A 14761-nucleotide genomic window follows, 5' to 3' on the forward strand; every position below is an offset into this window, starting at 1 on the left:
GCAAACGCACGCAAACGAAAGGATGCGGATGTCTCGGGGGAACACGCGTGTCGTACGTCCGATCGTGGTCTGGCTGACGGTCACGCTCGCCGCGCTGGCGAGCAGCCGGGAGGTTCCGTCGGCATGGCTCGCCCTCGCTGCTGCCGGCGACAGCCACGCGGACGCGGCCGACGCCGTGGTCGCCGGGTGCGCGTTGCTGCTCGCCGCGGCCCTGGGCTGGGTGTGGCTGGTCGCGACGGTGACGGTCACGCAGGTCCTCGCCGGCACCGCCCGTGCCGGCAGCGGTGGCACCACCCGTCGCCTCGTGCTGCTGGCGTGCGGGGCGGTCGTGGTCACCGGGGGCACCCTGCCGGCCCACGCCGAGGACGGTGGCGGGCTCGAGCGCTTGGCGGGCCTGGGCCTCCCCGACCGCGCGGTCGCCCCGGCAGCAGCCACCTCGACCCCCGACCTGACCCACGCCCCGACCCCCACGCCGGCGTCCACGTCACCGTCTCCCCCCACCTCGCCGGCGACCTACGTCGTGCGCGCCGGCGACTCGCTGTGGTCCATCGCCCGGGCCCACCCGGGCGACCGCGACGACATCGGTCTGCGCTGGCGCGAGATCTGGGCCGCCAACCGGGGCGTCGTCGGCGCCGACCCCGACCTGATCCACCCCGGGCAGGCGCTCGTCCTGCCCGGCGACACCCCACGCACCCGCACCCACGAGGACGGAGAACGATGATGAGCACACCCGACACCGCAGAGGCCCAGGTCGTCGTCCTGCGACCGCGCGCCCCCGTGGCGAGCGTCCAGGGCTCGCTCGCCCTCGACCTCACCCCTCGCACGGCTCCCCCGCGACCCCGCCTGCGCAGCGCCCGGACCACTGACCTGGTCGCCCTCGAGCATGCGGCGCGCGAGCACGTCGACGCGTTCGTCGGCCGGTTCCTGCAGGCGGTGGTCGAGATCGGCGCCGGCGACCGGCCGGTCACGCAGGTCCTCCGGCACGCCGTGCCCGAGGTCTACGACCAGCTCACCGAGCGGGCGCGCACGGTGAGCTCGGCCGGTGGCGCCACGCCCGGTCACGTGCGAGGACCCAACCCCGCCCGCCCCGTCGTGGTGGGAGTGCGCACCGCGCTCATCCGCCGCGACGCGGTCGAGGCGAGCGCGCACGTGCGGTACGGCCGGCGCTCGCGCGCGGTCGCGGCACGCTTCGAGGTCGTGCGCGACCGCTGGCAGTGCGTCGCGATCCAGTTCGGATAGGCCGACTGAGGCAAGCGGGGTCCCCGCGGCGTTGTTCGGGGGAGCGCAGCGGAGGAGAAGAACGTCGTGGGGTGCTATCCGCCCATGGTCGCGCGGCCGGTCGCGCCGCCCGGCGCACCGTGGCAGCGCTTGAACTTCTGGCCCGACCCGCAGGGGCACAGCGAGTTGCGCCCGACGCCCGCGAACGGGTCGTCCTCCGCGGCCGGCGCCGCGTGGACCTCGGCCTCACCGTCCTCCGAGGGCGCGCTGTAGGACAGGTTCTGGGGGCGCTTAGGCCTGTCCAGGCCCTTGGCACGGATGGTCGGCGCGTGGGCCTGCGCCTGGGCGAAGTCGATCTGCGGGGTGGCCGCGGAGACCTGGGGCGCGACCGCGGCCGGGACCTGCTCGGCCTCCTCACCCTCGGGGCCCTCGCCGTCCTCCTCCTCGACCTCGACCTGGAGGTTGAACAGGAAGCCGACCGACTCCTCCTTGATGCCGTCCATCATCGCGGCGAACATGTCGAAGCCCTCGCGCTGGTACTCCACGAGCGGGTCGCGCTGGGAGTAGGCACGCAGGTAGATGCCCTCGCGGAGGTAGTCCATCTCGTAGAGGTGCTCGCGCCACTTGCGGTCGAGGACCGAGAGCACGACTCGGCGCTCGAGCTCGCGCTGCACCTCCTCGCCCATCTCGTCCTCGCGGCGGTCGTACGCCTCCTGCACGTCGCGCTGGAGGTCCTCGACGAGCTTCTCGCGGGTCAGGCCCTCGAGGCCGCCGGCCTCCTTGACCACGGCGTCCTTGGTGAGGCCGACCGGGTAGAGCTGGTTGAGCGCGGTGAACAGGCCGTCGAGGTCCCACTCCTCGGCGTAGCCCTCGGTCGCACCGCGGACGTAGCCGGCGATGACGTCGTCGAGGAAGCCGCGGATCTGCTCGCCGAGGTCGGCGCCCTCGAGCACGCGGCGTCGCTCGGCGTAGATGACCTCGCGCTGGCGGCTCATCACGTCGTCGTACTTGAGGACGTTCTTGCGCGACTCGAAGTTCTGCGACTCGATGTTGGCCTGCGCGCCGGCGATGGCGTTGCTGACCCGCTTGGCGTCGATCGGCACGTCGTCGGGGACCTTGAGCACGGTGAGGATGCGGTCCACCCACTCCGACTTGAACAGGCGCATCATCTCGTCCTGCAGCGACAGGTAGAACCGGGACTCCCCCGGGTCGCCCTGACGCCCGGAGCGACCGCGCAGCTGGTTGTCGATGCGGCGCGACTCGTGGCGCTCGGTGCCGACGACGTAGAGGCCGCCCAGCTCCCGGACCTCGTCGTGCTCGGCAGCGACCTGCGCCTTGATGCGCTCGACCATCGCGGGCCAGGCCGCGTCGTACTCCTCCGGCGCCTCGACCGGGTCGAGGCCCTGCTTGCGCAGCTCCTGGTCGGCGAGGAAGTCGACGGAGCCACCGAGCATGATGTCGGTTCCTCGGCCGGCCATGTTGGTGGCGACCGTGACCGCGCCCTTGTGGCCGGCGAGCGCGACGACCTTGGCCTCGTCGGCGTGCTGCTTGGCGTTGAGGACGGTGTGCGGGATACCGCGCTTCTTGAGCAGGTTGGAGAGGTACTCGGACTTCTCGACCGAGACCGTGCCGATGAGGATCGGCTGGCCCTTCTCGTGGCGCTCGGCGATGTCGTCGGCGACCGCCTCGTACTTCGCCTCCTCGGTGCGGTAGACGAGGTCGACGTTGTCGATGCGCTGCATCGGCCGGTTGGTCGGGATCGGGACCACGCCGAGCTTGTAGATCTTGTCGAACTCCGAGGCCTCGGTCATCGCCGTGCCGGTCATGCCGGAGAGCTTGTCGTAGAGGCGGAAGTAGTTCTGCAGGGTGATCGTGGCGAGGGTCTGGTACTCCTCGCGGACGGTCACGCCCTCCTTGGCCTCGATCGCCTGGTGCAGGCCGTCGTTGTAGCGGCGACCGGCCAGGATGCGGCCGGTGTGCTCGTCGACGATGAGCACCTCGCCGTCCATGACGACGTACTCCTTGTCCTTGCGGAACAGCTCCTTGGCCTTGATGGAGTTGTTGAGGAAGGAGATCAGCGGGGTGTTGACCGAGTCGTAGAGGTTCTCGATGCCGAGGTGGTCCTCGACCTTGGTGATGCCGGGCTCGAGGACGGAGATCGTGCGCTTCTTCTCGTCGACCTCGTAGTCGGTGTCGCGGACCATCGAGCGCGCCACCTTGGCGAACTCGGCGTACCACTTGACCTCGTCCTGGGTCGGGCCGCTGATGATCAGCGGGGTGCGGGCCTCGTCGATCAGGATCGAGTCGACCTCGTCGACGATGGCGAAGTTGTGGCCGCGCTGCACGCACTCGGCGACGGTGTCGGCCATGTTGTCGCGCAGGTAGTCGAAGCCGAGCTCGTTGTTGGTGCCGTAGGTGATGTCGCAGGCGTAGGCCTCGCGGCGCTCGGCCGGGCGCATCTGCGGCAGGATCACGCCGGTGGTCAGGCCGAGGAAGTGGTGCACGCGGCCCATCTGCTCGGACTGGAACTTCGCGAGGTAGTCGTTGACCGTGACGACGTGCACGCCCTTGCCCTCGAGGGCGTTGAGGTAGGACGGGAGGACCGCGACGAGGGTCTTGCCCTCACCGGTCTTCATCTCGGCGATGTTGCCGAGGTGGAGCGCCGCCGCGCCCATCACCTGCACGTCGAAGGGCCGCATGCCGAGCACGCGCTTGCTGGCCTCGCGCACCGTGGCGAAGGCCTCGGGCATGATGTCGTCGAGGGTCTCACCGTTGGCGAGGCGCTCACGGAACTCGGCGGTCATCGCGCGGAGCTCGTCGTCGCTCATCTTGACGAAGTCGTCCTCGATGGCGTTGACGGCCTTGGAGACGGCTTCGAGCTCACGGAGGATCTTGCCCTCGCCGATGCGGAGGAGCTTGTCGATGATGGCAGGCACGAGTGGTAACTGTACCTACCGCGCCAACGCTGCACCCAATGCCGTCGACAGGTCGCCCTTGACGCCCACGACGACGTCGTCCAGCCCCAGCCAGCCGGCCAGCCGCCACAGCTCCGCGGCCAGCTCCTCGGCCGTCTCGGCTGGGGCGTCCTCCTCCGCGTACGCGCCGGGTACGAGCAGCACCCGGGCCCCGCGGTCGGCCTTGAGGTCGACGCGCGCCACGATCCGGTCTCCCAGGAGGAACGGCAGCACGTAGTAGCCGTGGAGGCGCTTCTCCTTCGGCACGTAGATCTCGATCCGGTAGGAGAAGCCGAACAGCGCCTCGGCCCGGGCACGCTCCCACACCACCGGGTCGAACGGGCTGAGCAGCGTGCGGGCCGCGACCCGACGGGGCAGCCGGGCGTCGCGGTGCAGGTAGGCCCGGCGCCGCCACCCCTGCACCGTGACCGGGACGAGCTCCCCCTCCTCGACGAGCTGCTCGACGGCGACCGTCGCGCTCGCCTCGCCCGGCGTGGGCTGGAGCCGCAGCCGGTAGTAGTCGGCGAGGCAGGCGAGGCTGGCGACGCCGTGGGAGCGCGCGGCGAGGCGTACGAGCTCGGTGACCGCCTCCTGGGGCGTGGGCGTCGGGGCGTCGAGGACCGCGGCGGGCAGCACCCGCTCGGGCAGGTCGTAGACCACCTCGAACTGGCTGGTGCGCCCGGCGATGGCGACGTCGCCGACGAGGTAGAGGTAGTCGAGGACCTTGCGGGCCTCCGACCAGTTCCAGCCCCAGTGCTCCCTCGTCCGGGGGCCGGTGCTGAGCTCGGCCTCGAGGTCGCGCGCGGTGACCGGCCCGCGGTCGCGCACCGCGTCGCGCACCCGCGGCTCGAGGGCCGCGTCGGCGGCGAAGCCCCACTTGCCGCGCTCGGCGCGGTACTTCTCCATCCGGTGCCGCATCAGCGGCCACAGCCCGACCGGCATGAACGCCTGCACGTGCGCCCAGTACTCGACGAGCAGGCGCTCGCGGCGTCCGGTCGACGACGCCGCCCGCTGGAGCAGGTCGACGTCGTAGGGGCCCATCCGCGAGTAGAGCGGCATGTAGTGGGCGCGCTGGAGGACGTTGACCGAGTCGACCTGGAGCACGCCCGTTCGCCCGACGGTCCGCTCCAGCGTCCTCAGCGAGGGCGTCGCGTGCGCGCGGTCGGTGAAGCCCTGGGCGGCCAGCGCGATGCGGCGGGCCTTGAGGCGGGTGAGCCGGTCCACCGGACCTACGGGAGGTCGAGAAGCTTCTCGCGCATGGCGTACATCACGGCCTCCATGCGGGAGTGGAGCTGCAGCTTCTCCAGGATGTTGCGCACGTGGTTCTTCACCGTGTTCTCGGAGATGAAGAGCTCCTTGGCGACCTCGCGGTTGTTGAGCCCCTTGGCCACCAGCCGGAGCACCTCGAGCTCGCGCTCGGTCAGCCGCAGGGCCGGACCCTGCTCGCGCTCGGGCTTGGACATCTGCTTGAACTCGTCGATCAGCTTGACCGCCATGGACGGGCTGATGAGGGACTGGCCCTCGTTGACGACGCGGATGGCCTGGGCGACCTCCTCGATCGAGGAGTCCTTGAGGAGGTAGCCGGCCGCGCCGTTCTTGACCGACTCGTAGAGGTCGGCCTCCTCGTCGGAGACGGTGAGCATGATGATCTTGGTGGCCGGGACGGCCTCCTTGATGGCCCGGCAGGCCTCGACTCCCGTGCGGCGTGGCATCCGGACGTCGAGCAGGATGACGTCGGGCGCGGTCGTGGTCGCGAGCTCCGTGGCGGTGATGCCGTCGGCCGCCTCGCCGACCACCTCGATGTCGGTGTCGCCGGACAGCAGCATGATCAGTCCACGACGGAACAGCTCCTGGTCGTCGACCACCAGGACGCGGACGGGTTCACTGCTGGGTGCCTCGGTCACGCGCGCATCATTACATGCGCGCGCGACCGAGGCGTGGAGGGCGCTCAGCCGACGTCGAGCGAGATGACGCCGTAGTCGTAGCCGCGCCGGCGGTAGACCACCGCCGGCCGCTCGCTCTCCTTGTCCACGAAGAGGTAGAAGTCGTGCCCGACCAGCTCCATCTCGTAGAGCGCCTGGTCGAGCGTCATGGGGGTGGCGTGGTGGGACTTCTCGCGCACGACGAGCGGTCCGTCGCCGGTGACGGTGATCGGTCCGACCTGGTGCTCGATGACGTCGGGCTCCTCCTCCTGGGCGACGTCGTCGACGGTGGGCATGGCGGCGAGCGCCTCTCCCACCGACACCTGCGCACGGCCCTTGTGCACGCGTCGTCGGTCGGCGGCGCGACGCATCTGTGCCTGCATCTTGTCGAGCGCCAGGTCGAGCGCGCCCATCTTGTCCTCGGCTGCCGCCTCGGCCCGGATCACCGGGCCCTTGGAGAACGCGGTCAGCTCCACCTTGGTGGACCGGTCGTGCTGGCGGGGATTCTTCTCGAGCTCGACCTCCACCTGGACGCGCATGATGCGGTGATCGTGCTTCTCCAGACGGGTGAGCTTCTCGGACACGTGCTCGCGGAACCGGTCGGACACCTCGCAGTGCCGCCCCGTGACCACAACCTCCATGTGAACCTCCTCAACTAGCGAACGGTCCGCACCCCTCCATTCGCCGCGGCGGCACACCCGCCGGGGCAGGGTGGGATGGAGCCCGCCCGGCCGACCTGGTCTTCGACCCCACAATCGCCTGCTGAGGCGTTCGCAGCTTCTCCGCCACTACTGGCCTTCTCCCGGCATCCGGCACATCTGGTGCCGGCGACGGGGCAGGACTTACTTCTAAGCCGCACCGTGATCGTCCGACGGGCACGCGGCTGCAGGGCAGCGACGCGACCGGGGACTTACGTGGACCGTTTCGCCTGCGACTGGCATCGGCTTGCCGCGGGTCGGACCTGACGAGGCACCTGACGGTGCTGCGCGCAGCCCTCTCCGTGACGCAACCACGGACCCGGGCGGACTCCATGACAAGACGCTAGCCCCTCCGGGCCCCCGGGCCAACAGCCGGGTCACCCCTCGGTCCTCCACCCTCGTGCGGGCGGGTCTGCGTGCGCCTGCGGGTCCCAGCCACGGCGGCGATCGCGACCGGCGGCAGGCCCACGGCCTCGAGCGCCCGCTGGGCTTCGCGCGCCGTCGAACCGGTCGTGACGACGTCGTCGCAGACCACGACGTACGCCGCCCGCCGCCGGCGCACGGCCCGCGCGAGCGCGGCCGAGGGACAGTGCATCGAGCCGGCCATGTTGGCTGCGCGGTCCCCCGCGCCGAGACCGGCCTGGTCGGCCGCCCCGCGCGAGACCAGCAGCGGCGCGAGCGCGACCGGTCGCTCGCCGCGCAGCGCCCGCGCGGCCGTGCGCACGAGCGCGGAGGTCGCCTCGTAGCCGCGCCGGCGTCCGGCGCCGGGGCGGGACGGCACGGGCACCAGCAGCAGCGGCACACTGGGCTCGAGCCCGGCCGTCGCGCCCCGCACGGCATCGGCCAGCAGGGCGCCCAGCACGCGCCGGTGCCCCCACTGTCCGCGGTCCTTGTGGCCCACCACGAGAGCCCGCACGGCACCGTCGTACGACTCGGTCACCCAGGGCGTGACCAGGCCCGCGGGCACTGGTGAGGGCCACGCGACCCGCGCGGTGCCGGACAGGCCCGCCCGGCACGCGGGGCACAGCATCCGCCCGGGGCGGTCACAGCCCACGCAGCGGCTGCCGAGGAACAGGTCGAGGGCCTCGTCGAGCACCCGCCCATGCCAGCAGCCCGGCCACGCGCCGCGCAACGCGACGACCGCAGCCCTGTGGATCAGCCCACGTAGGTGAGGGACGTCAGCCCCCGGGGCAGGTCGGGCACCGGCCGTTCGGGGCGGGTCAGGCTGGTCACCTCGCGGCCGGCGAGGGCGTAGACCTCGCCGTCGGCCGGGGTGGACACGAGCGTGCGGACCCGCCCGCGCAGGCTCGTCGTGCCGCCCGTCGAGATCCCTCCGGGCGCGCCGTCGACCGAGATCGTGCGCACCTGGGAGAACTCGTCGTTGATGTCGCTCAGCACCGACACCGTCGTCGGCGAGCGCCACGCGACGTCACGGATCCGCGCGGTGCCCTCGGCGGGCAGGGACAGCGTGCGGGGCCGGGTGAAGCCGAGGACGGCCCCGGCGACGTCGTGGCGCACGCGCACGGACACGACGCGGTCCGCCGAACGCCCGCGGACGACGGCCACCAGCCGGCTGCCGTCGCGCGAGACGATGAGCTCGGTGAGACGGCGGCCCGTCAGGCCCGGGACGACCCGCTCCTCCGCCGTGCCGTCGGCGACCTGGACCACGCGCGCACGACCCGCGCCGCGGTCCAGCACCCACACCCGGTCCCGGTGGTCCCAGTGCGGGCGGGCCAGGTCGACCGCACCGACCACGGGCGTCGTCACCTCGCCCGTCGTCGCGTCGGTCGGGGCGAGGAGGAGCTCGCTGCCGGCGTCCGAGACCGCCGCTACCCGCGTCCCGGGGAGGTTGACGCCGATCGATCGCAGGCCGTAGACAGGCTCCCCGAACGGGCCGGCCGTCGGGCGCAGGTCGTCCACCCGCCCCGCGACGACGCTGTCCTGGTCGAGGGCGAACAGGTCGGTGCTCGCGCGGTCGCCGTTGGGGTCGTACGCGGCGCCGAAGCCGAGGTTGACCGGCGCCAACCCGCCGGGTCCGTTGAAGGTGCGCTCACCGATGCTCAGCTCGACGGCACTGATCCGCGGCTCCTGGCCGAGGGTCCACACGAGCTGGGCGAGCATCCGCTGGGCCGTCTCCTCGTCCACCGCGTCCGGGTCGCCGGACAGCGCCACCCGGGCGATGCCCGACTCGATGGGCAACAGGCCGGGCGTGGTCCCGGGTGGGAAGAAGCTGCGCGTGACGTCGCGCGAGTCCTCATCGCGTGGGGTCAGCAGGCCGCGCACCAGCGAAGAGGCGTACTGGTCGCCACGCGGGACGAAGACCGGCTCGGGGACGAGCACCTCCGCGGTGGGGTCGAAGTAGTAGAGGGCGGCTCGCTCGTACCAGTCGTCGAACCACGAGTCCGGGACGATGAGCGCGTCGGGGAGGTCGTCGATGCGCCACTCGCCGTCCTCCTGGACCAGGCGCAGCGACAGCCGGGCACCGGCGTCCGTGCGTTGCCACGCGCCCCGCGCGTCGTAGGTGTTGACCTCGCTCAGCGGCACGCGCACCGAGGTCCCGACGGAGGCGACGCCCAGCTCGCCGTAGGTGAGGATCTGCTGCTCCGGGGTCCAGCGCTCCGCCGCCTCGCGCGAGAGGAACTGGCGTGCGACCGTCATCCGGACCGGGGTGGCCTTCATCGCCTCGAAGAAGCCGGCCACGATGTCGGCGGCCGGATCACCGTCCTGCGGAGGACGCGGGTCGAAGGAGATGCCGGGCACGTCGTCGGCACCGGTGGTGACCTCGGACTCCACGACCGGCCCGGAGGTCGGCATCCGGACGCAGCCGGCCAGCAGCGCCACGGCGACGAGCGCACCCGCCGTGCGCGCCGTGCGTAGGACCCGGGACCTCACGCGGACTCCCGGGCGTCGGTCGGCACCAGCGGGAGCGGCGAGTGCCGCAGCTGGGTGCCGAGCTGGCGCGGCAGCGTCAGGCGGAACTGGGCACCCTCGCCGGGGCGTCCCCACGCCTGCAGCCAGCCGCCGTGCAGGTGGGTGTCCTCGAGCGAGATCGACAGCCCGAGACCGGTGCCGCCGCTGGTGCGAGCGCGCGCGGGGTCGGCCCGCCAGAACCGGTTGAACACCATCGCCGACTCCCCCGGACCGAGCCCCACCCCGTGGTCACGTACCGCGATCGCGGCCGACTGGCGGTCGGCGCCGACGAAGACCTCGACGTCGCGGCTCTCGGCGTGGTCGATGGCGTTGGTGACCAGGTTGCGCACGATCCGCTCCACCCGGCGTACGTCGGCCTCCGCGACGCACGGGGTCCCGGGGTCGTGCAGCACGACACGCGTGTCGCGCTGCGCGGCTAGCACCGAGGTCATGTCGACCACGCGGCGCGCGACGTCGACCAGGTCGACGTCCTCGGTCTCGAGGACCGCGGCGCCTGCGTCGAAACGACTGATCTCGAGGAGGTCGGCGAGCAGCGTCTCGAAGCGGTCGAGCTCCTTCTGCAGCAGCTCGGCGGCGCGACCCGTCACCGGGTCGAGGAAGGGCCGCGCGTCGTGGATCACGTCGCTGGCCATGCGGACGGTGGTGATCGGGGTGCGCAGCTCGTGGGAGACGTCGGAGACGAAGCGTCGTTGCAGCCGGCTCAGCTCCTCGAGCTGACGGATCTGCTTCTGCAGGTTGGAAGCCATCTGGTTGAACGACATGGCCAGGCGCGCGAGGTCGTCCTCCCCTGTGACGCGCAGGCGCTCCTGGAGCTGTCCGGCGGCGAGGCGCTCGGCGACCCGGCGCGCCATCCGGATCGGCGTGACCACCTGCCGGGTCACCAGCCAGGTCAGGCCGGCGACGAGCAGGAGCAGCGGCACGCCCGCGATGAGCATCGCGCGGGACACGAGCGCGAGCGTCTCCTGCTGCTCGGCCAGCGGGTAGAGGTAGTAGAGCGTGTAGGGGTTGTCGTCGGCCGGGAGCCGCACCTGGCTGCCCACGACGATGCCGGGCCCCGCCGGGAGTCCGTCGATGGGGCGCGTCGTACGGATGTCGGTGTAGGTCCACGCCGTCGGCGCCAGCTGGTCGAAGTGGTCCTCGAGCGTCTCGGGCACGCTCGAGAGATCGAGGCCCTCGGTGAACTTGGCGCCGCCGTCGGCGAGCCGCACGCTGTCGCCGACGGGCGGGGAGAGCACGACGGCGAAGCCGCGGGTGGCGCCGCGCGCCTGGATCGGCTCGACGAGCGCCTGCTGCTGCGCGGACTCGTCGCCGACGATCCCGGACTCGGCCGCGAGGGCCGTACGGGCGGCCTCGGTCTCACCCTCGGCCTCCTGCACGACGGCGGCGACGCGGTTGTCGAGGAGGCCGTCGCGGGTCTGCTGGATGAGGAACCAGCCGACGATGCCGACGACGGCCGCCGAGAGCAGCACCGTGCTGACCACGACGCGCGCCTGCACCGAGCGCCGCCAGAAGGCGGGCCCGTGCCGCAGCGCCGGCGGGAGCCGGTCGCGCATGCTCACCGAGGACTCACCCAGGATCCACTCAGGACTTGCCGGCCTTGTAGCCCACGCCGCGCACGGTCACGACGACCTCGGGGTTCTCCGGGTCGTGCTCGACCTTGGAGCGCAGGCGTTGGACGTGCACATTGACCAGACGGGTGTCGGCGCTGTGCCGGTAGCCCCAGACCTGCTCGAGCAGCACCTCGCGGGTGAAGACCTGCCAGGGCTTGCGGGCCAGGCACACCAGCAGGTCGAACTCGAGGGGGGTGAGGTTGATCGGCGCTCCGTCGCGGGTCACCGAGTGGCCCGCCACGTCGATGGAGATGTCGCCGATGGTGAGGCCCTCGTCGGGCGTGACGTCGTTGCGGCGCACCCGGGCGCGGACCCGGGCGATGAGCTCCTTGGGCTTGAACGGCTTGACGATGTAGTCGTCGGCCCCCGACTCGAGACCGACGACGACGTCGACGGTGTCGCCCTTGGCGGTCAGCATCACGATCGGGACGCCGGACTCTGCGCGGATCTCCTTGCACACGTCGATGCCGTCCTTGCCGGGCAGCATCAGGTCGAGCAGGACGAGGTCGGGGCGGTAGTCGCGGAATGCGTCGAGGGCCACGTCACCGCGACCGACGATGCGACTGTCGAACCCCTCCTGGCGCAGCACGATGGAGAGCATCTCCGCCAGGGAGGCGTCGTCGTCGACGACGAGCACGCTGCCGCGAGCGGGCTCGGCAAGGTCGGTCATGGGCCAAGTGTAGGGCGGGGCCCCGCTCCACCAGCGTGGAAAGGGGCCCCGACCGGGAGCCGTCGACGGCTCAGTAGCGGTAGTGCTCGGACTTGTACGGGCCCTCGATCGGCACGCCGAGGTAGGCGGCCTGCTCCTTGGTGAGCTCGGTCAGCTCGACACCGAGGGCGTCGAGGTGCAGGCGCGCGACCTCCTCGTCGAGGTGCTTGGGGAGCACGTGCACGCCGAGCTCGTAGTCATCGGCCTTGGCGAAGAGCTCGATCTGCGCCAGCACCTGGTTGGTGAAGGAGTTGGACATCACGAACGACGGGTGGCCGGTGGCGTTGCCCAGGTTGAGCAGGCGACCCTCGGAGAGCACGATGATCTTCTTGCCGGGCTCGCCGTCCTCGCCGGGGAAGATCCACTGGTGGACCTGCGGCTTGATCTCGTCCTTGACGATGCCCGGGATCTTGGCGAGGCCCGCCATGTTGATCTCGTTGTCGAAGTGGCCGATGTTCCCGACGATCGCCTGGTGCTTCATCTTGTGGAAGTGCTCCACGGTGATGATGTTGAAGTTGCCGGTCGTGGTGATGAAGATGTCGGCGGTCTCGACGACGGACTCGAGGCGCTTGACCTCGTAACCGTCCATCGCGGCCTGGAGGGCGCAGATCGGGTCGATCTCGGTGACGATGACGCGCGCACCCTGGCCGCGCAGGGACTCCGCGGAGCCCTTGCCGACGTCGCCGTAGCCGCACACGACCGCGACCTTGCCGCCGATCATGACGTCGGTGGCGCGGTTGATGCCGTCGATCAGGGAGTGGCGGCAGCCGTACTTGTTGTCGAACTTGGACTTGGTGACGGAGTCGTTGACGTTGATCGCCGGGAAGAGGAGGGTGCCCTCCTTGAACCGCTCGTAGAGGCGCAGCACGCCGGTGGTGGTCTCCTCGGAGACGCCCTTGACGAGCGGGGCGCGCCTGGTCCAGCGCTGCGGGTCGGCCTCGAGCGAGCGAGCCAGCACGCGCAGCACCTCCTTGAACTCCTCGTTGTCGGTGGAGTCCTGCGACGGCACGGCACCGGCCTTCTCGTACTCCACACCGAGGTGCAGCAGCATCGTGATGTCGCCGCCGTCGTCGAGCAGCATGTTGGGGCCGCCCTCGGGGAAGTCGAAGACCTTCTCGGCCTCGTCCCAGTACTCGGCGAGGGTCTCGCCCTTCCAGGCGAAGACCGGGACGCCACGGGGGTCCTCCGGCGTGCCGCCCTTCGACGGGGGGCCGACGACGACCGCGGCGGCGGCGTGGTCCTGGGTGGAGAAGATGTTGCAGGTGGCCCAGCGGATGTCGGCACCGAGGGCCGCGAGGGTCTCGATCAGCACGGCGGTCTGGATCGTCATGTGCAGCGAGCCGGCGATCCGGGCGCCCGCGAGGGGCTGCTCCTTGCCGTAGCGCTCGCGCATCGCCATCAGGCCCGGCATCTCGTGCTCGGCGAGCTCGATCTCCTTGCGGCCGTAGGCGGCGAGGGTGAGGTCAGCGACGTGGTAGTCCATCAGTTTCTCCTGGCGTCGAGGAGCTGCGTCTGCGCCGCACATCTGTGCATCGTCGGGATCTCCCGCGCGGACCAGACGAGGGTAGGACCGCCCTCAGCGATTCGGAGAATCCTCGGACGTCCCGCCCGCGGAGGTCTCGCCGTGGGCCACGCCGTCGTCCGAGGCGTCAGCCCCCGTCTGCCCCTCGGCGCTCTCCGCTGCGTGGCTGTCGCCGTGGCCGCCGCCGATCCCGAAGGCGTGCAGCACGGCCAGCACGATGCCGCCGACGACCAGGCCCACGACGCCGGAGACCACGGTGTTGAGCACCCAGCCGAGCGTGCCGCCGAGGGCTCCGCCGACGGCCTCGTGGACCGCGTCCTCCCAGTGGTGGACGAGGCCGTACGGGGCGTGGAGCGCGTCGCCGACAGCGGTGCCCTCGAGCAGGCCGTCGTGGCCGCCGATCTCGTAGAGGCTGACCAGCAGGATGTGGCCGCCGACCCACAGCATGGCCAGCGTGCCGATGAGCGAGATCGCGGAGAGGAGGCGCGGCATCGCCGAGACCAGGGCGAGGCCGATGCGCTGCGCGCCCTTGGACGGCTTCTCCGCGAGGTGCAGGCCGACGTCGTCCATCTTCACGATGAGGGCGACGACGCCGTAGACGAGGACCGTGATCAGCACGGCGACCGCGGCGAGGACGATGGCGCGCATCCAGATGCTGGCGTCCGGGTCGGAGCTGACGACCTCCTTGAGCGCGATGACCATGATCTCGGCGCTCAGGATGAAGTCGGTGCGGATGGCGCCGGCGACGGTCTTGGCCTCGTGCTCGGGGCTCAGCTCCCCCGTGCTGGTCAGCTCGGCCTCGGCCTCCTCGGCCACCGGCTCGTGGTGGCTGATCTTCTCCCACACCTTGTGCGCGCCCTCGTAGGCGAGGAAGCCACCACCGAAGATGAGGATCACCGGGAGGAGCCACGGCAGGAACTGCCCGAGCAGCACGGCCGCGGGCAGGATGAACAGCATCTTGTTGCGCAGCGAGCCGATGGCGATCTTCTTGATGATCGGCAGCTCGCGCGCGGCGGGTGACCCGTGGAGGTACTGCGGGGTGACGGCGGTGTCGTCGACCACCACGCCCGCCGCCTTCATGCTGGCGCGCCCGGCGGCGGCGCCGACGTCGTCCACGCTGGCTGCGGCGATGCGCGCGAGGGCGGCGACGTCGTCGAGGAGGGCGAACAGTCCGCCGGCCATGGTGGGTCCTTCGGG

General features: G+C 71.4%; 12 protein-coding genes. 2 read left to right on the forward strand and 10 right to left on the reverse strand.

Going from position 1 to position 14761, the window contains the following annotated elements; genetic code table 11:
* The first annotated feature begins 28 nt into the window (after positions 1–28).
* Both IE200_RS07430 and IE200_RS07435 read left to right on the forward strand, forming a co-directional pair.
* The gene (locus tag IE200_RS07430) at positions 29–721 is read left to right on the forward strand and encodes a LysM peptidoglycan-binding domain-containing protein (protein ID WP_229856254.1); all 693 of its coding nucleotides are present in this window, start codon (positions 29–31) and stop codon (positions 719–721) included.
* A complete protein-coding gene (locus IE200_RS07435; RefSeq protein WP_191278765.1) occupies positions 721–1239 on the forward strand; it encodes an Rv3235 family protein in 519 nt (172 codons plus the stop codon). The genes IE200_RS07430 and IE200_RS07435 overlap by 1 nt, the downstream gene beginning before the upstream one ends.
* A gap of 74 nt (positions 1240–1313) precedes the next feature.
* Here IE200_RS07435 and secA read toward each other — a convergent pair whose 3' ends face one another.
* From secA to IE200_RS07485, 10 genes are all read right to left on the reverse strand, one after another.
* On the reverse strand, positions 1314–4154 hold the full coding sequence (gene secA / locus IE200_RS07440) for a preprotein translocase subunit SecA (RefSeq protein ID WP_191278766.1): 2841 nt from the start codon (positions 4152–4154) through the stop codon (positions 1314–1316).
* Between the two features lie 15 nt (positions 4155–4169).
* Entirely contained in the window at positions 4170–5396 is a 1227-nt protein-coding gene (locus tag IE200_RS07445; RefSeq protein ID WP_191278767.1) for a winged helix-turn-helix domain-containing protein, read from the reverse strand.
* A gap of 5 nt (positions 5397–5401) precedes the next feature.
* Complete coding sequence (locus IE200_RS07450) at positions 5402–6076, reverse strand: response regulator (RefSeq protein WP_229856256.1); 675 nt, start codon at positions 6074–6076, stop codon at positions 5402–5404.
* A 44-nt stretch (positions 6077–6120) separates the two neighbouring features.
* Positions 6121–6735 (reverse strand): ribosome hibernation-promoting factor, HPF/YfiA family, encoded by a 615-nt coding sequence (gene hpf / locus IE200_RS07455; protein ID WP_191278768.1) that lies wholly within the window; start codon positions 6733–6735, stop codon positions 6121–6123.
* Between the two features lie 400 nt (positions 6736–7135).
* The gene (locus IE200_RS07460) at positions 7136–7888 is read right to left on the reverse strand and encodes a ComF family protein (RefSeq protein WP_191278769.1); all 753 of its coding nucleotides are present in this window, start codon (positions 7886–7888) and stop codon (positions 7136–7138) included.
* A gap of 59 nt (positions 7889–7947) precedes the next feature.
* Positions 7948–9684 carry an LpqB family beta-propeller domain-containing protein gene (locus IE200_RS07465; RefSeq protein WP_191278770.1) on the reverse strand — a complete coding sequence of 579 codons (1737 nt, stop codon included), beginning with the start codon at positions 9682–9684 and terminating at the stop codon, positions 7948–7950.
* Positions 9681–11276: an MtrAB system histidine kinase MtrB gene (gene mtrB / locus IE200_RS07470; protein WP_191279075.1), complete on the reverse strand. Its 1596-nt coding sequence runs from the start codon at positions 11274–11276 to the stop codon at positions 9681–9683. Before mtrB ends, IE200_RS07465 begins: the two co-directional genes overlap by 4 nt.
* A gap of 28 nt (positions 11277–11304) precedes the next feature.
* The gene (gene mtrA / locus IE200_RS07475; protein WP_191278771.1) at positions 11305–12003 is read right to left on the reverse strand and encodes an MtrAB system response regulator MtrA; all 699 of its coding nucleotides are present in this window, start codon (positions 12001–12003) and stop codon (positions 11305–11307) included.
* 70 nt (positions 12004–12073) lie between these two features.
* Positions 12074–13525 carry an adenosylhomocysteinase gene (gene ahcY, locus IE200_RS07480; RefSeq protein WP_191278772.1) on the reverse strand — a complete coding sequence of 484 codons (1452 nt, stop codon included), beginning with the start codon at positions 13523–13525 and terminating at the stop codon, positions 12074–12076.
* Positions 13526–13618: 93 nt separating this feature from the next.
* Entirely contained in the window at positions 13619–14746 is a 1128-nt protein-coding gene (locus tag IE200_RS07485) for a DUF808 domain-containing protein (RefSeq protein ID WP_191278773.1), read from the reverse strand.
* Between the last annotated feature and the right edge of the window lie 15 nt (positions 14747–14761).

The sequence above is a fragment of the Nocardioides flavus (ex Wang et al. 2016) genome, assembly GCF_014653115.1.
In the GTDB taxonomy this organism is placed as follows: domain Bacteria; phylum Actinomycetota; class Actinomycetes; order Propionibacteriales; family Nocardioidaceae; genus Nocardioides; species Nocardioides flavus.

Excerpts from the sequence above, each read along its gene's own strand:
- mtrB (WP_191279075.1), bottom strand. The coding sequence starts at position 11,276 with ATGCGCGACCGGCTCCCGCCGGCGCTGCGGCACGGGCCCGCCTTCTGG.
- hpf (WP_191278768.1), bottom strand. The coding sequence starts at position 6,735 with ATGGAGGTTGTGGTCACGGGGCGGCACTGCGAGGTGTCCGACCGGTTC.
- IE200_RS07435 (WP_191278765.1), top strand. The coding sequence starts at position 721 with ATGAGCACACCCGACACCGCAGAGGCCCAGGTCGTCGTCCTGCGACCG.
- ahcY (WP_191278772.1), bottom strand. The coding sequence starts at position 13,525 with ATGGACTACCACGTCGCTGACCTCACCCTCGCCGCCTACGGCCGCAAG.
- IE200_RS07485 (WP_191278773.1), bottom strand. The coding sequence starts at position 14,746 with ATGGCCGGCGGACTGTTCGCCCTCCTCGACGACGTCGCCGCCCTCGCG.
- IE200_RS07430 (WP_229856254.1), top strand. The coding sequence starts at position 29 with ATGTCTCGGGGGAACACGCGTGTCGTACGTCCGATCGTGGTCTGGCTG.
- mtrA (WP_191278771.1), bottom strand. The coding sequence starts at position 12,003 with ATGACCGACCTTGCCGAGCCCGCTCGCGGCAGCGTGCTCGTCGTCGAC.